17 protein-coding genes are annotated in these 22,334 nt (G+C 55.1%); 9 read left to right on the forward strand and 8 right to left on the reverse strand.

The window, feature by feature from the left end:
- Positions 1–41: 41 nt before the first annotated feature.
- Positions 42–1,985 (reverse strand): 2',3'-cyclic-nucleotide 2'-phosphodiesterase, encoded by a 1,944-nt coding sequence (gene cpdB, locus HMPREF3142_RS13785; protein WP_070612154.1) that lies wholly within the window; start codon positions 1,983–1,985, stop codon positions 42–44.
- A 192-nt stretch (positions 1,986–2,177) separates the two neighbouring features.
- Between cpdB and cysQ the strand changes: the two genes are divergently transcribed.
- Positions 2,178–2,921 (forward strand): 3'(2'),5'-bisphosphate nucleotidase CysQ, encoded by a 744-nt coding sequence (gene cysQ, locus HMPREF3142_RS13790; protein ID WP_012543098.1) that lies wholly within the window; start codon positions 2,178–2,180, stop codon positions 2,919–2,921.
- On the opposite strand, the gene HMPREF3142_RS13795 is transcribed toward cysQ, so the two are convergent.
- Positions 2,911–3,468 carry a YtfJ family protein gene (locus tag HMPREF3142_RS13795; RefSeq protein ID WP_008807162.1) on the reverse strand — a complete coding sequence of 186 codons (558 nt, stop codon included), beginning with the start codon at positions 3,466–3,468 and terminating at the stop codon, positions 2,911–2,913. The genes cysQ and HMPREF3142_RS13795 overlap by 11 nt on opposite strands.
- A gap of 323 nt (positions 3,469–3,791) precedes the next feature.
- Here HMPREF3142_RS13795 and HMPREF3142_RS13800 point away from each other — a divergent pair, with 323 nt between their 5' ends.
- On the forward strand, positions 3,792–3,998 hold the full coding sequence (locus HMPREF3142_RS13800; RefSeq protein WP_002886707.1) for a DUF1107 domain-containing protein: 207 nt from the start codon (positions 3,792–3,794) through the stop codon (positions 3,996–3,998).
- A 61-nt stretch (positions 3,999–4,059) separates the two neighbouring features.
- Here HMPREF3142_RS13800 and araC read toward each other — a convergent pair whose 3' ends face one another.
- From araC to HMPREF3142_RS13820, 4 genes are all read right to left on the reverse strand, one after another.
- Entirely contained in the window at positions 4,060–4,932 is an 873-nt protein-coding gene (gene araC, locus HMPREF3142_RS13805; RefSeq protein ID WP_004178353.1) for an arabinose operon transcriptional regulator AraC, read from the reverse strand.
- A gap of 30 nt (positions 4,933–4,962) precedes the next feature.
- Complete coding sequence (locus HMPREF3142_RS13810; RefSeq protein WP_070612155.1) at positions 4,963–6,972, reverse strand: beta-galactosidase; 2,010 nt, start codon at positions 6,970–6,972, stop codon at positions 4,963–4,965.
- Between the two features lie 18 nt (positions 6,973–6,990).
- Positions 6,991–8,223 carry an oligosaccharide MFS transporter gene (locus HMPREF3142_RS13815; RefSeq protein ID WP_008807159.1) on the reverse strand — a complete coding sequence of 411 codons (1,233 nt, stop codon included), beginning with the start codon at positions 8,221–8,223 and terminating at the stop codon, positions 6,991–6,993.
- Between the two features lie 200 nt (positions 8,224–8,423).
- On the reverse strand, positions 8,424–9,761 hold the full coding sequence (locus HMPREF3142_RS13820; protein ID WP_070612156.1) for a polyamine export protein PaeA: 1,338 nt from the start codon (positions 9,759–9,761) through the stop codon (positions 8,424–8,426).
- A 520-nt stretch (positions 9,762–10,281) separates the two neighbouring features.
- On the opposite strand from HMPREF3142_RS13820, the gene HMPREF3142_RS13825 reads away from it, so the two are divergent.
- On the forward strand, positions 10,282–11,034 hold the full coding sequence (locus HMPREF3142_RS13825; protein ID WP_070612157.1) for an oligogalacturonate-specific porin KdgM family protein: 753 nt from the start codon (positions 10,282–10,284) through the stop codon (positions 11,032–11,034).
- A 104-nt stretch (positions 11,035–11,138) separates the two neighbouring features.
- Here HMPREF3142_RS13825 and HMPREF3142_RS13830 read toward each other — a convergent pair whose 3' ends face one another.
- Positions 11,139–12,161 carry a LacI family DNA-binding transcriptional regulator gene (locus HMPREF3142_RS13830; protein WP_023339457.1) on the reverse strand — a complete coding sequence of 341 codons (1,023 nt, stop codon included), beginning with the start codon at positions 12,159–12,161 and terminating at the stop codon, positions 11,139–11,141.
- A gap of 291 nt (positions 12,162–12,452) precedes the next feature.
- Here HMPREF3142_RS13830 and HMPREF3142_RS13835 point away from each other — a divergent pair, with 291 nt between their 5' ends.
- The 3 genes from HMPREF3142_RS13835 to HMPREF3142_RS13845 all read left to right on the forward strand — a co-directional run bounded on the left by HMPREF3142_RS13835 (position 12,453) and on the right by HMPREF3142_RS13845 (position 15,575).
- The gene (locus HMPREF3142_RS13835) at positions 12,453–13,385 is read left to right on the forward strand and encodes a dihydrodipicolinate synthase family protein (protein WP_038422032.1); all 933 of its coding nucleotides are present in this window, start codon (positions 12,453–12,455) and stop codon (positions 13,383–13,385) included.
- A 129-nt stretch (positions 13,386–13,514) separates the two neighbouring features.
- Positions 13,515–14,804, forward strand: coding sequence for an Nramp family divalent metal transporter (locus HMPREF3142_RS13840; protein WP_012969097.1), 1,290 nt, complete (start codon positions 13,515–13,517; stop codon positions 14,802–14,804).
- Between the two features lie 99 nt (positions 14,805–14,903).
- Positions 14,904–15,575 (forward strand): hypothetical protein, encoded by a 672-nt coding sequence (locus HMPREF3142_RS13845; RefSeq protein ID WP_008807153.1) that lies wholly within the window; start codon positions 14,904–14,906, stop codon positions 15,573–15,575.
- Positions 15,576–15,605: 30 nt separating this feature from the next.
- Here HMPREF3142_RS13845 and msrA read toward each other — a convergent pair whose 3' ends face one another.
- Positions 15,606–16,241, reverse strand: a complete 636-nt coding sequence (gene msrA, locus HMPREF3142_RS13850) for a peptide-methionine (S)-S-oxide reductase MsrA (protein WP_008807152.1) — start codon at positions 16,239–16,241, stop codon at positions 15,606–15,608.
- 208 nt (positions 16,242–16,449) lie between these two features.
- Here msrA and tamA point away from each other — a divergent pair, with 208 nt between their 5' ends.
- From tamA to HMPREF3142_RS13865, 3 genes are read left to right on the forward strand one after another with little or no spacing between them, the layout of a single operon-like run.
- Positions 16,450–18,183 (forward strand): autotransporter assembly complex protein TamA, encoded by a 1,734-nt coding sequence (gene tamA / locus HMPREF3142_RS13855; RefSeq protein WP_008807151.1) that lies wholly within the window; start codon positions 16,450–16,452, stop codon positions 18,181–18,183.
- Entirely contained in the window at positions 18,180–21,956 is a 3,777-nt protein-coding gene (tamB, locus tag HMPREF3142_RS13860) for an autotransporter assembly complex protein TamB (protein WP_008807150.1), read from the forward strand. Before tamA ends, tamB begins: the two co-directional genes overlap by 4 nt.
- A gap of 2 nt (positions 21,957–21,958) precedes the next feature.
- The gene (locus HMPREF3142_RS13865; protein WP_008807149.1) at positions 21,959–22,303 is read left to right on the forward strand and encodes a gamma-glutamylcyclotransferase family protein; all 345 of its coding nucleotides are present in this window, start codon (positions 21,959–21,961) and stop codon (positions 22,301–22,303) included.
- The last annotated feature ends 31 nt before the right edge of the window (positions 22,304–22,334 follow it).

The raw sequence follows: 22,334 nt of genomic DNA on the forward strand, positions 1-22,334 counted from the left end.
TTTGTAGCCCCGGTAAGCGCAGCGCCACCGGGGAACAGGCATTACTTGCTCAAATCCAGCTGATAAATGGCGAAGCCGATATCATCGGTGGCCACCTGGCGCATTGGATACTGTGCTTTCTCTTTGATAAACGCCGCGGCTTTGTCGCCTGGCGAGGTCTCAAAACGAATATCCAACGGCGTGTTGCTGTGGATCGGCGCCAGACGCCAGTTGTTATCCGCCGCCGGATGGATCGCGCCATCCTTCTTCGATTGCGCGCCTATCCACGCCGCCAGCACTGAACGGTTTTCATCCGGTGAGGCAAAGGCGATATGGCTCTCACCGGTGCCGGCGAATTTGCCGCCGTAAGCGCGATAGTTATTGGTCGCGACCAGGAAAGTGGCCTGCGGATCGACAGGTTTACCGTTAAAGGTCAGGTGCTTAATACGCTCTGCCTGCGGATGGATCATCTGACATTCGCCGTCGTAGCGGGCCGGCTGGGTGACGTCAATCTGGTAGTTCACCCCGTCAATGACGTCGAAGTTATAGGTGCGGAAGCCGTCCCAGTTGATCAGCGACTGCGGCTTGCTGCTGGCGGGATCGATCTGGTTAAACTGTCCGGCGGAGCACTCCAGCCACTCCTTGACCTCTTTCCCGCTGACCTTCATCACCACCAGGGTGTTGGGGTAGAGATAGAGGTCGGCGGCATTGCGGAAGGTGAGCTGACCTTTCTCCACTTCGACAAAGCTCGCCGGATCGTTTTTACGTCCGCCGACTTTAAACGGCGCGGCGGCGGAGAGCACCGGCAGCTTCGCCAGATCCGGGTCGCCCTGAATATAGTGTTCTACATAGGCTTTCTGCGCCATGTTGACCACCTGCACCGTCGGGTCGTCCTGCACCAGCGCCAGATAGCTGTACATGTTGTCGGCGGACTTGCCGATCGGCTTGCTGACGAATTCGCGAGTGGCGTCGTGGTCGGCTTTCAGCACCGCCACCAGCTTGCCGTCTTCGGCCGCCAGCGATTTCTTCGCCACCGTGTCATAGATTGGCCGCGCTTCCGCTCTATTCTGAGTTACCTGCCATTTGCCGCTGTCGTTGTTCAGCACCAGATCAACCACCCCGAGATGATCGCCCCACATTCCCGGCATCACCGCCGGTACGCCGTTCAGCGTCCCTTTGGCGATATCCGCGCCTTTGATGTTGGCGAAGTCTTTACCCGGGAACACCGCGTGGGCATGGCCGAACATAATGGCGTCCACGCCGGGCACCTGGCTTAAGTAGTAGACCGAGTTTTCGGCCATCGCCTGATACGGGTCGGCGGAGAGGCCGGAGTGCGCGACCACGACCACCACATCAGCCCCTTTCGCCCGCATCTCCGGGATATATTTGCGCGCGGTTTCGGTAATGTCGTTGACCGTCACTTTACCGCTGAGATTGGCTTTATCCCAGGTCATGATCTGCGGCGGCACAAAACCGATATAGCCGATGCGCAGAGTATGGGGTTGACCATCGCTGTCCACGACCCGGGTATCCTGGATCAGGTACGGCGTAAACATCGGTTTGCCAGTTTTGGCATCGATGATATTGGCGTTCACGTAGGGGAATTTCGCCCCGGCCAGCGCCTTATGCAGGAAGTCGAGGCCATAATTGAATTCATGGTTGCCCAGGTTGCCGACGGCGTAATTCAGGGTATTCATCGCCTTATACACCGGATGCACATCGCCTTCTTTCAACCCTTTCGCGGCCATGTAGTCGCCTAACGGGCTCCCCTGGATAACATCCCCGTTATCCACCAGCACGCTGTTTTTCGCTTCTGCCCGCGCCTGTTCGATCAGGGTGGCGGTACGGACCAGGCCGAATTTCTCCGTGGCGGCATCTTTGTAATAGTCAAAGTCCATCATATTGCTGTGCAGATCGGTGGTTTCCATGATCCGCAGGTCGACCGTCGCGGCGTTGACGCTGGCGGCGATCAGCGTGGCCAGGAGCGTTGCGCTAAACTTAATCATCAGAGGCGTCCTTTTTTTATGAGCGATAGCACAGTAGAAAATGTATTTATATTCTGTTGCTTACAGAAATGTGAATCTTGCCAGAAAAGCGGGCAGAGAAACCGCCATCGTTATCACAGATAGCGGAACTCGCGGTGATGCGATATAAATAAAACAACGAGTTAACGCCACTGTAACCAGACGAGGTGGAGAATGTTAGAACAAGTATGTCAGCTTGCACGGAACGCGGGCGATGCCATCATGGAAGTCTACGATGGAAACCAGCCGATCAACGTCGCCAGCAAGAAAGATGATTCTCCGGTCACGGCGGCGGATATCGCAGCGCACAACGTCATCATCAGCGGTCTGAAAGCGCTGGATCCTGACACCCCGGTTCTTTCCGAGGAGGACCCGCCGGCCTGGGAGGTACGTCAGCACTGGCAGCGCTACTGGCTGGTCGACCCGCTGGACGGCACCAAAGAGTTTATTAAGCGTAACGGCGAATTCACCGTCAATATCGCGCTGATCGAAAACGGCAAGCCGACACTGGGCGTGGTTTATGCGCCGGTGATGAAGGTGATGTACAGCGCGGAAAAAGGCAAAGCGTGGAAAGAAGAGTGCGGGGTGCGCAAGCAGATCCAGGTCCGCGATGCCCGTCCGCCGCTGGTGGTGATCAGTCGCTCTCACGGTAACGATCCGGAGCTGCAGGAGTATCTTGAGCAACTGGGCGAGCATCAAACCACTTCTATCGGATCTTCGCTGAAGTTCTGCCTGGTGGCGGAAGGCCAGGCCCAGCTCTATCCGCGCTTCGGGCCGACCAGCACCTGGGACACTGCCGCCGGCCACGCGGTCGCGGTGGCCGCCGGGGCGCATGTTCACGACTGGCAGGGAAAAACCCTCGACTACACGCCGCGTGAATCCTTCCTCAACCCCGGCTTCCGGGTCTCTATTTATTAAGCAATTTATGCAGCAGGTCGATGACCTGCTGCACCTCCTGCTGGGTCAGCGCACCGTCTTTGGCCCACTTTACGCGCCCGTCCTTATCCAGCACCACGATCGCGGAACTCTTCTCGTCCAGTTGCCAGGCTTTACGCACCAGCCCGTTGCTGTCGACGATAAACTGCGACCATGGAAAAAGCTTTTTATTACTCTCAATGCTGCTGCGCACGAACATGCCGGTGCCCGGAATGGCATCGTCGGTGTTAACGATGGTGGTGGTCTGGTAACGATCGTGCGGGAAACCTGCCGCTTTAATCGCCTCGATCAGGTTGGCATTTTTCTCTTTGGCTGACGAGCGACCGGCAATGTGCTGGATAACTCGCACTTTTCCCACCAGCTGCGAGCTGTTCCAGTTTTTATAGCTAAACTTATCCTTATCCAGAATGAGTTCTCCCCGATCCGCGACGCCGACCGGCGCCACACGCTGGCCGTCGACGAAGTTATGCGCTGTGGCCAGCAGCGGGAGAAGCAGTAACGAGGCGGCCAGTATGCTACGTAGGGTCATGCGTAATCCTTAATCATTTTTATGCAGGTGATCCGACCACTTGGTCTCGTTTAATCATAAGTGCGATTGGCGGCGATTACCCGCAATGAGGATGCCAGTTTGCGTGTTGACGCACAAATTAGTAGAAAAACGGCGACTTATACTTACTTCATCGTATGTCCGAAACGAAAATTCTGAATTATTGTCATCAAACGGTAAATAAACTTATACACACTGGGTCCCTCTGAGATTCTGGACTATAGTTTTAGGGCATTAAAATTTGCGCTCCCGATACGTGGGCTAACTGTGGCACCACAGGAGCGTAACCCTGGCAGGAGAGAAGAATGAAAATTTTCCAACGCTACAATCCGCTGCAAGTGGCGAAGTACGTGAAGATCCTGTTTCGTGGACGGTTGTACATCAAGGACGTTGGCGCATTTGAATTTGATAAGGGCAAAATCCTTATCCCGAAGGTCAAGGACAAGCTGCATCTGTCAGTGATGTCCGAAGTCAATCGTCAGGTGTTGCGTCTGCAAACTGAGATGGCATAACCTGAAACGTAGCAGTACGTAGTAGGTAAAAGACGGCTCCCGATGGGAGCCGTTGATGTTTTTAGCCCTTCATTTCCGCATAGCGTTTGCGATATTCGCCCGGTGGGATGCCGTTATGTTTACGAAAAAGGCGGGTGAAATAGACCGGATCGCTGTAACCCACCGATAAAGCAATTTTGTTAAGTGGGAGCGAGGTGCTCTGAATAAGCCACCTGGCGCGGTTGATGCGCTGCGTTTCCCGCCACGCATAGACCGTTTGCCCCAGTTCATTTTTGAAAAGGTGCGCCAGACGTGAAGGGGAGATAAACACCATCGCCGCCAGGGTCTCGATTTTTACCTCCTGCGCAATATGGGCGTTAAGATAGTCGCAGATGGCGTTAATCCGTGGGTCGTGGGCATGGCGGTTGCTAATGGGCTGCTGCTGAAAACAGCGGAGAATTAATCTCTCCAGCGCGTTCATTGCCAGCGCTTCTGACAGCGGTACGGACGCAGAGTGGTGGCGTATTACTTCGTAGAAAAGATCGCGCAGCTGCTGGAGCTGGTCGGGATCGTTAATGGTTGTTTTGCCGATACCGTGGGTGGTTTGGTCCCACTTTAGCCAGTCTATCCAGTAGGGGCGGGGGATAAAGTAGATCCACAGATGGTCCCAGTACTCGCTGTGTTCGTCCCTGCCGTAATGATGGGGCACGCCGGGAGGAAACAGCAACAGATCGTTTTCCCGGCACAGCAGGAAGCCATCGCCCGCTTTCGCCCGCGCCTGGCCGCGCAGGGTCAGATTAATGATGTAACCTTTCATCCCCTGCGGGCGATTAATGTAGTAGTCCAGCGTGGAGCCGCGGGTAATCGGCGTGAAGCCTGCGACGACCCAGGCATTGAAGGTAAAGGTCTTCATCAATGGCGAGAAATTGAGTAGCTCATTGATATCCAGTTCCATTCTTTCTCACACCTGGGCGCCGCCGCGTCGTTAGCTTTCGATGATAGTAAATTCCCAGGCCCTGAGGCGCAACGGCTGGCCGACGTCTACAGCCTCCCCGCTCAGCAGCGCGGTACCCGCGGTCTTGCTGACAACATCCAGCGCCTCGCCGGAGTAATTGAACAGGAAGTGGATAGTATTTCCGGCTCGGTTACGCATCTTTTTAACCACTAACGGATAGCGATAGGCGGAAGTTCGCGAGTTCAGCGTGAGATCCGCCGTCAGGACATCAAACAGCTGGCTAATCAGGCGCTTGTGCGGCAGGAAGCCAACGTACAGGGCGCGTCCCTGACCGTAATCCGCCGCCGTTGCGGCGGCGTATTCGCCCCATGCCGGATGCTGATAGCGCAGCAGTGTGCGGGTTCCGCCATCGGGCGTCAGCAATTCCATCCACAGCTCAGCCTGATTATCATTGCGGCAATCAATCTCTGCGCAGCATGAGCTTACCGTCGTCCCTTCCGGCAGGGTGAACTGGCTGTAGCTGACGCCGCAGCTCTGGCGCAAAATCCCCGGCTGCGCGCTGTTGCGCACCTTGACATTTTCATCGCTAAAGCCTGATTTAAAGCCGATCAGCGCTCTGCCGCCCCGGGCGATATAGTCGTTAATCCGTGTTAGCAGGCCATCATCGGCGGCGTACAGACCAGGAACGAGCAGTACCCGGTAGCGCGAGGTTTCCTCGTTCACATCGTGGATGATGTCGAGGCTGATATTGTGGTCATACAGCGCATCGTGGAAGCGGCGGAAGATATCGTTATAAATGTTGCCCTCGGCATCGCCGGGACGGAAGTGATTGAGGGCGTCCATCGCCTCATTGCTTATTAGCAACGCGACGTCATTTTCGGCCTTCAGCTCCGCCAGCTGCGGCGACAGGCGGGCGAAATCGGCGCCGATGGTGGTGGCTTCCTGCCAGGTTGGGTTGCGCGAGAAGTCGTGGCTGAGCAGCCCCTTCCAGTAGGTTTCGAAGGCGTTATGAATCGAATGCCAGTGCCAGTAGGAGACCATGGCGGCGCCGGAGGCGATATGGCTGAATGCCTGCAGGCGTAGCTGGCCCGGGAAGGGGGTCCACTGGGCGAAGCCCTGAGCCTGGGTTTCCAGTACGAAGTAGTTCTGACCCGGCTTAAGCGAGCGGGTGATGGCGCCGCCAAAGGCGATTTCCCGCCCGGTCAGGTGCGCCTGGCTCGGGTGATAGATATCGACGCCGGCGATATCCAGCGCCTGCGCCGCCGCAAAATGGTCGACCCGCGGCTGCACGCCGTAAGAGTAACCGCGCCATTCGAAATCGAAGTTGTGGGTGACGAACTGGTGCGGCTGGGCGTATTCCCGAACGATGGCCGCCTGCCAGGCCAGATACTCGGTGACCTGCTGACGCTGATAGCGGGAGAAGGCGCAGGCGAGGCTGGCGTTGATGGTGTTTTCCACCGGCGGAAAATCCTGCCAGCGGTCAATGCGGTTGCTCCAGTAATCCAGACCGAAATCGTGATTCAGCTGCCGGAGGTCAGGATATTTCTCCTGCAGGCTGCGCACGAAGCCCTCCTGCATATAGCGGCCAATATTGTCGTAATGCTTGGTTTCGTTATCCAGTTGCCAGCCGATAATCGCCGGATGGTGCTGCACATGGGCCATCAGCGTGCGGATAATTTTTTCGGCATAGCGGCGAAAGGTCGGATTGACGATATCCATGATCTGCCGCGGGCCATATTTTTGCTGCCCCGCGACGGTGGTGACCAGAATATCGGGATGTTTCGCCGCCAGCCAGGCCGGTACCGCATAGGTCGGCGTCCCGACGATGACCGCAATGCCGGCCTCATGCATCGCCTCCAGCACCCGGTCGATATGGTAGAAATTGTACTGGCCCTCTTCAGGCTCCAGCGTACTCCAGGTGGACTCGGCAATACGCACCACGTTAATGCCGGTTTCGCGCATTAAGGCGATATCCTTAGCCAGCCGATCTTCCGGCATATATTCATCGTAATACGCCACGCCATAAAATAAATGAGACATACACACTACCTCCTGACATTAATTCGCGGGCACCGGTTGTGAAGCGAAGACACGCGCTTTATCCAGCGTAATAAAAGAAATGAGCGTGAAGCACAGAGCGATACCGCCGAGTACGATATAACTGCTGGTAAAACCCATGCTCTGGTACATATGGCCGATACCGGTCGAGAGAAAAATAGAGCTAAAGCTTTTCGAAAACTGGAAGCCAATTAAGTAAACAGTCGCTGACAGCAGAGGGTTAAAGTTAGCGGTAATATATTTTAGCGCCGCGACGAGGAGCACCGAGCTTTCAAAGCCGTGGAGGAGTTTAATCAGGCTGATGGATACCGGGCCAATAGCCCATGCGGAGCCGATAATGCGCAAGCTCATAATCAGCCCGCAGTATAACAGCGCATTTTTCGGGCCGATTTTATTCACAAACCATGGCGCAAAGAACATCACGATGGCATCAAGGAAAATCTGACCCGTGGTTAAATAACCGAAGACTTCTGCACCCCGGGCTTTACTCTCAAAGAAATGGCTGTAATAGATAGCGAACTGCTGGTCATAGGTTTCATAGACCGCCCCGACGCCAATGACATAGAGGGCGAAGAACCAGAATTTTTTAATTTTTAACAGCGAGACGGCATCGCGGAGGGTAACCGGCGAGGCTTTGCCAGACAGCAATCCCTGCTGCGGGTGGGCGCTGATCTGCATTTTCCAGACAATGACCAGCAGGCAGACGCCTGCGCCGCTGGCCAACCAGAAAATCATATTCTGATCAATGCCGTAGAGTTTTCCTGCCGCAAAGGTGCCGATCGCGGCGCCGATGCCGCCGAACATCCGCGCCCGGCCAAATTCGAAACTGGAGGCGCGGCTGACTTTATCAATGTAGGCTTCGCAAACCCCGCAGCCTGCGCCGTAGGCCATGCCAATATAAAGGCCGCCAGCCAGCGCGCCGAGGAACACATTTATTTTTAACAGGGGAGCAAAGACATAGATCCAATAAGGGGCGAATAACGTGATTATAATCGCCAGCATCCACATCAGATTTTTACGATATACCAGTTTATCGGAGATGAAGCCGAATAACGGCTGAACGCAGACGGCGACAATAGCGGTAAAGGAATAGACCAGACCGACGTCCGTATAATTGATGCCGATGGTTTCCGTTAACCACAGTGATAAATAGGGGTAGCAGCATCCCCAGCCTATAAAGAAGAACAGGAAAAACAGACAGCTGATAAAGTAATTTTTATTTGACGTTATCATGGTAACCCTCGCTTCCTTTATTCAGGAATATGATCGTGTAGACGCGGGCAACGTTACCTTTTTGCGTGGCGAGGAGTCATGAACGTTCCGCTATCGAGCAGGAGTAATCTGCTATCGGCAGAGGGGCGTGAGCCGCTTCACATTCGGGACATAAAAAAAGGGCGGATGGTTATCCGCCCTTGAGAGAGAAAAGGTCAGGCTCAGGCGTTCTGGCTTTCCGCCGCTTCGGCCTGCTTGGGCACCAGCACCGTTGGCTTGTTATCGATACGGGTCACCAGCAGCTGGTCGATCCGGTAGTTATCGATATCCACGACCTCAAACTTATACCCGGAGAACTTCACCGCGTCGGTGCGTTTGGGGATTTTACGCAGCATAAACATCATAAAGCCGCCGATGGTCTCGTAATTCCCGGACTGCGGGAACTCGTCGATATCCAGCACACGCATCACGTCATCAATCGGCGTACCGCCATCGATCAGCCACGAGTTTTCATCGCGGGCGACAATCTGCTCTTCCAGCCCCTGGCCGACGAGGTCGCCCATCAGGGTGGTCATGACGTCGTTGAGGGTGATGATCCCGACCACCAGCGCGTATTCATTCATGATCACCGCGAAATCTTCGCCGGCGGTTTTGAAGCTTTCCAGCGCTTCTGACAGGGTCAGGGTATCCGGCACGATCAGCGTGTTGCGGATCTGCACGCCGCCGGTCAGGACCAGGCTCTGGTTGGCCAGTACGCGGTTCAGCAGATCTTTTGAATCGACGTAACCGATAATGTGGTCGATATCTTCATTACAGACGAGGAATTTCGAGTGCGGATGTTCGGCCACTTTATTTTTCAGGCTCTGCTCGTCTTCGTGTAAATCAAACCAAATGACGTTTTCGCGCGAGGTCATGGAGGAAGGAACGGTACGGGACTCCAGCTCGAACACGTTCTCAATCAGCTCGTGCTCCTGCTTGCGCAGCACCCCGGCCAGCGCGCCGGCTTCAACGACGGCATAGATATCGTCGGAAGTAATATCGTCTTTACGCACCATCGGCAGTTTGAAGATGCGGAAGATCATGTTGGCCATGCCGTTAAACAACCACACCAGCGGGCGGAAGACTAACAGGCAGAAGCGCATCGGGTTGATGATGCGCAGGGCCACGGTTTCGGGCGCAATCATACCGATGCGTTTCGGAGTCAGGTCAGCAAACAGGATGAACAAGCTGGTGACCAGGGTAAAAGAGATGATGAAGCTCAGCTGCTCGGAGAGCTCCGGCGACATATACCCGCTGAGCAGGCTATAAAAAGCCGGGGAGAAGGCTGCGTCGCCCACGATACCACCAAGTATAGCAACGGCGTTGAGGCCAATCTGCACGACGGTAAAGAAGGTACCTGGGTTCTCCTGCATCTTCAGCACGCGCTGTGCGTTGACGTTGCCTTCATCGGCCAGCAGTTTCAGTTTGATTTTACGTGAGGCGGCCAGTGAGATTTCCGATATCGAAAAAAAGGCACTGACGGCTATCAGACAGAGTATTACTAAAATACTGTTTAACATATCTTTTCTGACCGTTGAGGTCAGATCCTCGGAAGGGAAGTTGATCGAACTATAAGGAAGCTACTTGAACACCCGCCCACAGGCGTGGGCTGGCAATTTCAGAAGGTAGTATAGCGTAACAGTCAGCAAAATCGCCAGAGCATTGATTAATCATTGTTAATTACGCGGTTATCTCTCCGCCATGCATCATCGTAAACGCGTACTTATGATGACAGGCGCACGCCGGTTATTTACCACAACAAGAGCGACTCGCTGCAGGTGAAAGGGAAGGTGATGATCGGCTAATAAAGGGAGCGGAGTCGATCACAGAAATTCATCTGCCATGATAATAACGGATGAAAATTTGTGATGAAAATAGCATAGGTATTTTTACCGGCTTGACCGTTTATATTCAGCAATAGAACTATATCTGCAATAGAAAACGATACTGCAAACGATTTCACATTGATTTGGAAAATATATAAATACGGTCATATTCTTTTCCGTTTTATTTCGAGATGATTAATTTTAGGGATAAAATATGCGTACAAAAACCGCTTTTATTATGTGTTGCGTTCTTGGCATTCCTGCAGCCGGCCACGCGCTGACCTTTGATGTCAGGGGAGGATATCGGGCGGGAAGCCACTCTTACGAGTCCCGCTATAAGGTCAGCCAGGGGTGGGAAACAGGCTGGTGGGCGAGTATGGAGATGGATAACAAAAACAACAAAAATAACCATCAGGGCAACCAGGGTACTGACAGAGCTGATGGTTCCCACTCCTTTGGCGACAGCACGGTCGATTATAATGAAATAGAGGTTAACTATAGCTGGCCATTCGCTGAAAAATGGGCCTTGCAGCCTGGCGGCATCTATCACTGGAGCAGCAAAGGCACTCAGCTACGGCCTTATCTGCGCGTTAATTATAAAGCCACGCCCGACCTTACCTTTGGGCTGCGTTATCGCTATGACTACAACACTTATGAAACGGTCAATAGTGCCGGTGAGTCGCATCGGGATAGCGTCAATCGTCTTGATTTATATGTTGCCTATAAATTTAATGCGAAATGGAGCGCCTTATATCAAGGCACGGTCTATCGCCACGTCAATGACGACTATAAGTATAAAAATGATAAGCCTTCGGCGACAGAAAATGCGCTCACGCTACGCTATAAATGGAATGACTGGTTTAGTCCCTATATCGAATATGATTATCTCGGGAAACAGGGCTACCATGACGGCCAAAATAAAATCTCAGAATCACGGTATCGTATTGGCATGACGTTTACGCTATAACCCTCCCCCGACGAGCAAGAATCAATATCGGCTAACATTAGCTGGCATAATATTAAATACTGCCCCGGCCCTGTCACGTCCTTTGGGCCGGGAACCTTCGCCGCTTAGCGATAAGGCCGCGTGGAAGCGCGCGGGATCAGCGTCGGCAGAGAATAGCGCTGAGGATTTTCCACATGGTTGCTTAACAGTAACTCGACAGCATGGCTGGCAAGCTGATCAAGCGGCGTTTTTACCGAGGTTAAGGGGATCGGCAGACGGCTGACCAAAGGAATGTCGTTATAACCCACCAGAGAAACGTCTCGGCCTATCTCCAGTCCGAGTCGATGTGCCGCCGCCATCACGCCGATCGCCAGGTCATCATTGACGGCGAAAATGGCGCTGGGGCGCGCAGGACTATTCAGTATTTCATAACCGGCGTTTTCACCGGCCACAATGGTAAAATCGGAATCTCGCCACCACTGGGGATTCACCTCGGCCTGCGCTTCCTGCATGGCACGCAGGAAACCCTTTTGCCGGTTTAAGGTGCTTGATGAAAAATTCGGCCCGGCAATGATGCCGATTTCCCGGTGCCCTAAATCCAGTAAATGGCGGGTCGCCAGATAACCTCCCAGTTCGTCATCACCAATGGCCGATGGGCTTATACCGTCGGTACGTAGCGCCAGAACATGGTTGATCTGTTTTTCCCGTAGCTGCTGGGGCAGGCGATCGCCCAGGCGGCAGGTGGAAAGGATCAGGCCGTCCACCCGGCGGTCTAACAGAGATTGCGTGGCGCGCTCTTCCGTTTCTGGATCGTTGCCACAGGTGGCCACTACCGTGAAATACCCATGGCGCGCAGCGGCCTGAGAGACGGCTTCATAGAACATCGCCGTCACGGTATCAGTCAATCTGGGCACCAGAACGCCTATCGTGCCGGTATCGCCCCGGCGCAGACTTGACGCCACATAGTCACGTCGATAACCCAACTGCTTCGCCGCTTCGCGTATTTTTTCAGCGGAAGGGCTGCGGGACGGGGGGAGACGTTCATCCAGCACGCGTGAAACAGTTGAAACACTCACGCCTGCAGCGCGTGCCACATCCTGCATCGTGATCGTTCTTCCATTTTGCTCTGAAGATGACTGATTTCCCATGACCGATTCCCTGTTTAAATTCAGCTGAGATTGTATTCGTAGTTATTTCGCCCACGCAACTTAATTGGCGTGAACGGTAACAGGCAATAATGTGGGAAATAGATCACGTAATGCAGATTGATAAACAATTGAGCCGCTCTTTTTTGTGATTCGAATTGCATTTATTCGCAGAGTACCCTTGATCTTGCGGAGTAAAGGGAAGACATTTCAATTCACTTGCAATCGTTCCTGCAATCGATTTCAAGAAGGGGATTTTATCATCTTTATTGTTGAAATGTGTAAGGAGTTAACATGAAAGCACTTGATTTGCGTGGTATTGTTCCAGCCCCCGTTACCCCTTTTACCCGCGATGGACGCATCGATCATCAAGCGATCAAACGCTTAGGTTCCTGGCTTGGCAGCGTGAAAGGCGTGAAAGGTCTGGTGGTGCTGGGACATGCCGGGGAAGGTACCTTCCTGACTCAGCAGGAGCAGGCCGATGTTATCCGTAGTTTTGTGGACTCGACCGAAGGCCGCGTGCCGGTTATCGCCGGTATTACCGGCGAAGGGACGGAAGTGGCGGCGCTGGAAGCACAGCGTGCCGTCGACGCTGGCGCCTCTGCTGGCCTGCTGTATCCCTCCCATGGCTGGCTGCGTTTTGGCTACCAAAAAGGGGCGCCGCAGGATCGTTATCGCGTGGTATACGAAGAGAGCGGCCTGCCGCTTATTCTGTTTCAGTATCCGGATGTCACGAAAGCCACCTATAACCTCGAAACGATGCTGGATATCTCCGCGCAACCGGGAGTCTTTGCGATGAAAAATGGCGTGCGGAATATGCGCCGCTGGGATACAGAAATTCCGGTGATTCGCCGCGAACGCCCTGATTTACAGATCCTCAGCTGCCATGATGAATATTTGCTGCATACCGCTTTTGATATTGATGGTTTCCTGGTGGGGTATGGCAATATTGCGCCGGAACTCCTGTTAGAGCTGCTGGAAGCCGGTAAAGCGCAAGACTATGTGAAGGCCAAAGCGGTTCACGACCGTCTGCTGCCGGTCACCCGGGCCGTTTATCACCGTGGCTCACATATGGAAGGCACGGTCGCGCTGAAACATGCTCTGGTTGAACGTGGCATCCTGGAACACGCGACCGTTCGTTCACCGTTGTTACCGCTGGAACCCGGCGCGGAAGAAGAGATCAAAGCGGCTATCCGTGAAGCAGGTATTAAAAAAGCGGTTATTTAATTCATTATTTGTATGTTAAACCCGTATTCATCATGAATACGGGTTGGTTTTACCAGGGACTATCCGGTTTTATTCAATATATAAGGTTGGCCATATAATATTCTGTAAAGATAATATAATGAGGCTGTCATGAATAATTTAGAAAAAACATCTTCCACTGTACCCGCACAAATAGAAAAACTTCCCTTCTCTCAATTAATTCGCCGTATTGGTCCGGGTATTGTTCTTACCGGGGTCGTTGTCGGTCCCGGCGCTATCACCACCGCGTCGATGTTAGGGGCGGACTATGGCTACTCTTTGCTATGGCTGCTGATCCCCATTGCCTTTATGGGGATCACGTTTATGTTGACGACCTATCGTATCTCGATGCTCACCGGAATGCCGTCAATCGAGGCGATACGTCACTATTACGGTAAAGTCGCCTCGGGGTTTGTCGGGGTGGCTACTTTTTTAGCCTGTCTTTTTTTTACCATGGGGAATATCTCGGGTACCGGGGCCGGCATGAACCTGGTTTTCGGCATTGACTGGAAACTCGGTGCGTTAATTATGATTGCGGTGATGATCTATTGCTATTTCTCTAAAGGCGTTTATTCCAAAGTCGAAAAAGGGATCACTATTTGTATTGTGGCAATGATTATCGCTTTTTATATTACCCTGGTAGGGACGGGGGGACCAGACTGGAAAGCCAGTGGCGAAGGGTTAACGCATTGGATGTTTCCTGCGGGGAGTTTAGTCACCGCCCTGGGCTTTATCAGTACCAATGCCTCCCTGACGACCGGGATCTACGGCACTTACCTTGGCAAAGAGAAAAAATGGAAAAAAGATGACCTCTTTAATGGCGTGATGGTGGCGGATACCGTCGCCCATATTATCGGTGTGCTGCTGATCAGCGGGGCGATTATTCTGGTGGGGGCCATCGTCCTTTTTCCGCAAGGGATATCAATCAATACGCCGACGCAGCTGGCCGATTTGTTAACGCCCAGTATGGGACGGGCGGCAAAATACATTATGGGTGTCGCCCTATTGGGGGCGGGTTTCTCATCTCTACTGGGGAATACTCAGCGTGGGGTTGTGCTGCTCAATTCCGGCTTCAATAAATCTACCGCGCTGGAGAGTAAAGCGGTCCAGTGGGGATCCATGGTGGTGCTGGTGGTGGCGGGGTTAATCTGCTTTAGCTTTGGCGGTTCGCCGGTGCAGTTAATTTACTTAGCGAATGTGGCAACGGCGGTATCCACGCCGGTCGCCGGCTTGTTTATTTGCCTGCTGCTGTGGCGAAAGGATATTAATAAAGGATACAAGGCGCCACGGTTATTACAAATATGCATGGCGATCAGCTATCTCTTTTGTTTGTTGCTCACTCTCGTTGCGCTGATAAATACCTTACCTAAGTTTATGTCCTCTCTTTCACCCCTGTTTTGAGGTGGGGTATGACAGATGCTGCGCGGTTAAGCGAAGGCTGGAATCAGATGCGTCCCGGCATGGGCGTTGTGCAAGTACGTATAACAGAGGGAAAATAAAATGGAAGAGACTGTTTTACTGGATGTGCAGAGAATACAGACCTCCGAACAGAGCAGCATTATTCTTCACTCTGTCCGGGCGGTGGATTTAGTGAATCACCTGGTACCTGAGTTACACCTCCTCGATAGCCACAGCGAGCCATACAACGTCCAAAAAACAGTGGTTAACTGCCTTTATGCCGGACAGCAGCTTGCCAGAGAACGGCGGGTTGTTTTGCCATTATTGCCAGAGTCGCTCTATTTGCTGGGTGGGATGGTGATTGCTGCCGGGAAGACCATCGAGAAAAAAGAGGTTATTACCCATAATCGTCTGTGCGAAGAGGCCGGGAGGCTGCTGAAAGACGAGGCGGTATGGGAGAGTATCGACATTATAAGAAGTGTTGCTCTGCCTGTTTACCGCCGGCTGGTGAAAGAGCAGCGCACCCACGTCGCCTCTTTATTACAGGCTCTGCTGCATATCCTTGCCTGGCGTAGCGAGAGTGGCTGGGCGCGGGACCAGGCGCAAAGAATACTATGGGCCGGGGGCGTGTTCGGAACGGCAGGCATCGATTCGCTAATCGCTTTCGATCGGGCATTGGCAGAGAAAGAGATGACGTTTCCGTCATTGCGTGAATGGTTAACCGTGACGGCATTTCTGGCCCACTTCCCTGCGGGCCCGGTCTTTTCTGATTAACCACCACTCCCCGATAGCGCAATCGGGTTGTTACTGAGGCGGCAGGCACACGCCGATGCCGCCGATGCCGCAATAGCCGTGCGGGTTTTTATACAGATACTGCTGATGATCGTCTTCGGCATAGTAGAAGGGTTTGGCGGTAGCGATCTCGGTAGTGATGTGACGAGTGTCGTGCGCGTCGTTCATCGCCGCCTGGAAGCGGGCGAGGCTGGCCTTTGCCGCTGCCGTTTGTTCCGGCGTCAGCGGGTAAATCGCCGAACGGTACTGGGTACCGTGGTCGTTGCCCTGTCGCATGCCCTGCGCCGGATCGTGATTTTCCCAGAACACCTGTAATAACTGCTCATAGCTAATGACCTGCGGATCGTAAACCACGCGCACTGCTTCCGCGTGACCGGTCTGGCCGCTGCACACTTCGCGATAGGTCGGATTTGGCGTATAGCCGCCGGTATAGCCTGCGGCGGTGCTGTAAACCCCCGGCAATTGCCAGAACAGGCGCTCCACTCCCCAGAAGCAGCCCATGGCGAACAGCGCCACTTCCATCCCCGCCGGGACATTGGTCATCGAGTGGCCGTTAACTGCGTGGAGCGTCGCCACTGGCATGGGGGTATTGCGTCCAGGCAGCGCATCCGCCTGGGCGACAAGATGCGTTTTATCAAATAGACTCACGGTTGGCCTCTCAATACAGAAATCGTCGTTAAGGTTGTAACGAAGCGTGTCTTTTAACACAATAAACACGCGTAATACGTCTAGATTAATACATAAGAATTATTTGGGTTATTGCCACTTTTTCAACCCTGGTTGTTAGGGTTTTGTTAAGCCGTGGAGCGGCGCCAGTGTTTCCTGTAGGGGGAAACAGGGAGATTCAGGAGAAAATGTGCTAAAAATCCGCCAGTTATGTATCACCAGCCTTTTGCTGGTCAGCGGGGTCGCCAGCGCAGCGAATGTGCGTTTGCAGGTTGAGGGATTATCCGGGGAGCTGGAGAGAAACGTTCGCGCCCAGCTTTCCACCATCCAGAGTGATGAGGTCACGCCGGATCGTCGCTTTCGCGCGCGCGTCGATGACGCCATTCGCGAAGGTCTGAAAGCGCTGGGTTATTACGAGCCGACGATTGAATTTGATTTACGTCCGCCGCCGAAAAGGGGGCGTCAGGTGCTGATCGCCAAAGTGACCCCGGGTGAACCGGTGCGCATTGGTGGAACCGAGGTCATTCTGCGCGGCGGCGCCCGTACCGATAGCGACTATCTGGCGCTGCTAAAAACGCGTCCGGCCATCGGGACGGTGCTGAACCATGGCGATTATGACGGTTTCAAGAGCTCGTTGACCCGCGTCGCCCTGCGCAAAGGCTACTTTGACAGCGAGTTCAACAAAAGCCAGCTCGGGGTCTCCCTTGACCGCCACCAGGCGTTCTGGGATATCGATTACGACAGCGGCGAGCGCTATCGCTTTGGTCACGTCACCTTCTCCGGATCGCAAATTCGCGATGAATACCTGCAAAACCTCGTGCCGTTTAAAGAGGGCGACTACTACACCTCGCAGGATCTGGCCGAGCTAAACCGCCGCCTGGCGGCGACCGGCTGGTTCAGTTCAGTCGTGGTGGCGCCTGATTTCGCTAAATCACGGAAAACCAAGGTGCTGCCTCTGCAGGGCGTTGTTTCGCCACGCAAAGAGAACACCGTGGAAACCGGGGTTGGTTTTTCAACCGATGTCGGGCCGCGCGTGAAAGCCACGTGGAAAAAACCGTGGATGAACTCGTATGGCCACAGCCTGACCTCCAGCGTCAGCCTCTCCGCTCCGGAGCAGCAGTTCGACTTTACTTATAAAGTCCCGCTGCTGAAGAGCCCGCTCGAGCAGTACTATCTGATGCAGGGCGGCTTTAAGCGCACCGATCTTAATGACACCCAGGCCGACTCCACCACGCTTGGGGTATCGCGTTTCTGGGAGATGTCGAGCGGCTGGCAGCGGGCGATCAACCTGCGCTGGAGCCTGGACCACTTTACCCAGGCGAACGTCACCAACACCACCATGCTGATTTACCCTGGGGTCTCGGTGAACCGCACTCGCTCTCGCGGCGGTCTGATGCCCACCTGGGGCGATTCACAGCGCTACTCCGTGGACTACTCCAACACCATGTGGGGCTCGGACATCAACTTCATCGTGATGCAGGCCCAGGACGTCTGGATCCGTACCCTCTATGACCGCCACCGCTTTGTGGTGCGCGGCAACCTTGGCTGGATCGAAGCGGACAACTTTGACAAGGTGCCGCCGGATCTGCGCTTTTTCGCCGGGGGCGACCGCAGTATTCGCGGCTATAAATACAAATCTATCTCGCCGAAGGACGATGACGGCAAGCTGATCGGGGCCTCGAAGCTGGCGACCGGCTCGCTGGAGTATCAGTACAACGTCAGTGGTAAATGGTGGGGCGCCGTGTTTGTCGATAGCGGCGAAGCGGTCAGCGATATTCGCGAGAGCGATTTCAAAACCGGCGCCGGGGTGGGCGTGCGCTGGCAGTCGCCGGTGGGGCCGATCAAGCTGGATATCGCCCGGCCGATCGGCGACAAAGAAGAGCATGGTTTACAGTTTTACATCGGTCTGGGGCCTGAATTATGAGTTTATGGAAGAAGATAAGCCTCGGCGTCTTAATCGTGTTGGTGCTCCTGCTGGGCACCGTCGGGTTCCTGGTGGGGACGACCACCGGCTTACATCTGGTGTTCAAAGCGGCGGATCGCTGGGTACCGGGGCTGGATATCGGCAAAGTCACCGGTGGCTGGCGTGATTTAACCCTCGATAATGTCCGCTACGAGCAGCCCGGGGTGGCGGTGACCGCCGGTCAGTTTCACCTCAGCGTCAGGTTGCGCTGCCTGTGGGACAGCAGCCTGTGCGTAAACGATATCGCGCTGCGCGATATTTACGTCGCCGTCGATACGAAGAAGATGCCGCCCGCCGCGCCGGTCGAGGAAGAAGACAGCGGGCCGCTGAATCTCTCCACCCCTTATCCGATCACCCTCAGCCGCGTCGCACTGCATAACGTCAACGTTAAAATCGACGATACCGCAGTGTCCGTGCGCGATTTTTCCACCGGCCTGAACTGGCAGGAGAAAAACCTGACCCTGACGCCGACCTCGCTGCAGGGGCTGCTGATCGCCCTGCCGAAGGTGGCGAAAGTGGCGCAGGAGCAGGTGGTTGAGCCGAAAATCGACAACCCGAAGCCGCAGGAAAAACCGCTCGGCGAGACGATGACCGACCTCTTCTCGCAGCCGGTGCTGCCGGCAATGACCGATGTCCATCTGCCGCTGAACCTCAATATTCAGGCGTTCCGCGGGGAACAACTACGCCTGACCGGCGATACCGACATCACCGTGTATAACCTGCTGCTGAAAGTCAGCAGTATCGACGGTCAGATGAAGCTCGACGCCCTCGATATCGACTCCGATCAGGGCAAGGTCAGCGCCTCGGGCCACGCGCAATTGCAGGATAACTGGCCGGTGGACATTACCCTCGCCGGAACGCTGAACGTTGACCCGATGAAAGGGGAGAAGGTGCAGCTGAAGGTGGGCGGTGAAGTGCGTAAAACGCTTAAGGTCGGGGTGGACTTAAGCGGGCCGGTCGCGGCCACGCTGCGCGCGGATGCGCAGCTGGCGGAGGCCGGGCTGCCGCTCAATATGGAGCTGAAGAGTAAGCAGCTCGCCTGGCCATTCAGCGGCGAGAAGCAGTTCCAGGCCGATGATGTCCAGCTGAAGTTCAGCGGCAAAATGACCGACTACGCGCTGGCCTTCTCCACGGCGGTGAAAGGTCAGTCGCTGCCGCCGGCGAAAATCACCCTCAACGCCAAAGGCAATGAGCGGCAGATTAATCTCGACAAGCTGACGGTCAACGCCCTGGAAGGGAAAACCGAGCTGAAGGCGCTGCTCGACTGGCAGCAGGCGATCAGCTGGCGCGGCGAGCTGACCCTCGATGGGATCAACACCGCCAAAGAGGTGCCGGACTGGCCGTCGAAGCTCAACGGCATGATCAAGACCCAGGGCAGCCTGTACGGCGGCAGCTGGCAGATGTCGGTGCCGGAGCTGAAAATTACCGGCAACGTGAAGCAGAACAAAGTGGATGTTTCGGGCTCGCTGCAGGGTAACAGCTATCTGCAGTGGAAAATCCCGGGCCTGCACCTGGCGTTAGGCCCGAACAGCGCCGATATCAAAGGTGAGCTGGGGGTGAAGGATCTTAACCTCGACGCCACTATCGATGCCCCGCATCTGGATAATGCATTGCCGGGGCTTGGCGGAACAGCGAAGGGGCTGGTGAAAGTGCGCGGCACTGTCGATGCGCCGCAGCTTCTGGCCGACATCACCGCCCGGGCGCTGCGCTGGCAGGAACTGACCATCGCCCAGGTCAACGTCAAAGGGGACGTGAAATCCACCGATCAGATTGGCGGTAACCTGGACGTGCGGGTAGATCGCATTAGCCAGCCGGGGGTCAATATCAGTTTGGTGCAGCTCAATGCCAAAGGTACTGAGAAGCAGCATGAGCTGCGGCTGCGCGTGCAGGGCGATCCGGTTTCCGGCCAGCTGACACTGGCAGGCAGCTTCGATCGTCAGGCCGAACGCTGGAGAGGCTCGCTGAGCGATACCCGCTTCCAGACGCCGGTAGGGCCGGTAGCGCTGACGCGCAGCATTGCGCTGGACTACCGCAACCAGGAGCAGAAAATCAGCATTGGGCCACACTGCTGGACCAACCCGAACGCCGAGCTTTGCGTCCCGCAGACCATCGACGCGGGCGCCAGCGGGCGGGCGCGAGTGAACCTCAACCGCTTCGATCTGGCGATGCTTAAGCCGTTTATGCCGGAGGCGACCCAGGCCAGCGGCGTCTTTACCGGTAATGCCGATGTGAGCTGGGACACCACCAAAGAGGGGCTGCCGCAGGGCAAAGTGACCCTCAGCGGGCGCAACGTCAAGGTGACCCAGGTGGTCAACGACGCGCCGCTGCCGGTGGCATTCGATACGCTGAACCTCAGCGCCGACCTGCATAACAATCGCGCCGAGCTGGGCTGGCTTATCCGCCTGACCAACAATGGTCAACTGGATGGGCAGGTGCAGGTCACCGACCCGCAGGGGCGGCGTAATCTCGGCGGCAACGTCAATATCAGCAACTTCTCGCTGGCGATGATCAACCCGATTTTCGCTCGCGGCGAAAAAGCCGAGGGGAGGCTCAACGCCCGTCTGCGTCTGGGCGGCAACGTAAAAAGCCCGCAGCTGTTCGGCCAGATGCAGCTGAGCGGGGTGGATATCGATGGCAACTTCATGCCGTTTGATATGCAGCCGAGCCAGCTGGCGATGAACTTCAACGGCACGCGCTCCACCCTACAGGGGACGGTGAACACCCGCCAGGGGCAAATCGCTCTCAGCGGCAACGCCGACTGGACGCAGATCGATAACTGGCGGGCGCAGATTGCGGCGAAGGGCAGCCGGGTGCGGATCACCGTGCCGCCGATGGTGCGTCTCGATGTGTCGCCGGACGTGGTGTTTACCGCCACGCCGAGCCTGTTCAGCCTTGATGGCAAGGTGGATGTGCCCTGGGCGCGGATCGTGGTCAACGAGGTGCCAGAGAGCGCGGTTGGCGTCTCCTCTGATGAAGTGATGCTGGATAAAAACCTCAAGCCGATTAATCAGCAGAGCGCCGGTATCCCGATCAACAGCAACCTGACGATTCACGTCGGCAACAACGTGCGTCTGGAAGCCTTTGGTCTGAAAGCGCGTCTGACCGGTGATTTGAAAGTGGCGCAGGACAAGCAAGGCTTGGGCCTCAACGGGCAGATCAATATTCCGGACGGCCGCTTCCACGCCTATGGTCAGGATCTGATTGTTCGCAAAGGGGAGCTGCTGTTCTCCGGTCCGCCGGATCAGCCGCTGCTGAATATCGAAGCGATTCGTAACCCGGATGCTACCGAAGACGATGTGATCGCCGGCGTTCGCGTCACCGGCTCCGCCGATCAGCCGAAAGCGGAGATCTTCTCTGACCCGGTGATGTCCCAGCAGGAAGCGCTATCTTATCTGCTGCGCGGCCAGGGTTTGAGCAGCGGACAGAGCGATAGCGCCGCGATGACCTCAATGCTTATTGGAATGGGGGTTGCACAAAGTGGTCAGGTTGTGGGTAAAATCGGCGAGACGTTTGGCGTAAGCAATTTGGCGTTGGACACCGAAGGGGTAGGCGACTCTTCCCAGGTGGTGGTCAGCGGCTATGTACTGCCGGGTCTGCAGGTAAAATATGGGGTCGGTATTTTCGACTCCCTGGCGACGCTGACTTTACGTTATCGCCTGATGCCTAGGCTATATGTGGAAGCGGTGTCTGGCATTGACCAGGCGCTCGATTTGCTCTATCAGTTTGAGTTTTAGCAATGCGAATATTTGTTTACGGCAGTTTACGACGCAAACAAGGCAACAGCCACTGGATGACCAACGCCCAGTGGCTGGGCGCTCATAGTGTCAACGATTATCAGCTGTACAGCCTGGGCCACTATCCAGGCGCGGTGCCCGGCGAAGGCACAGTACATGGTGAAGTTTATCGTATTGATGCATCGACGCTGGCCGAACTGGATGCGCTACGCACGAAGGGGGGCGAGTATGCGCGCCACCTCATTCAGACGCCTTACGGCAGCGCATGGATGTATGTGTATCAACGTTCCGTTGAGGGATGCACGTTGATAGCGAACGGCAACTGGTTGGATCGCGACCAGTACTAACCACGACAGCGCCACCTTCGGGTGGCGTTGT

It is taken from the genome of Klebsiella sp. HMSC16C06 (assembly GCF_001808325.1).
GTDB lineage: Bacteria > Pseudomonadota > Gammaproteobacteria > Enterobacterales > Enterobacteriaceae > Klebsiella > Klebsiella variicola.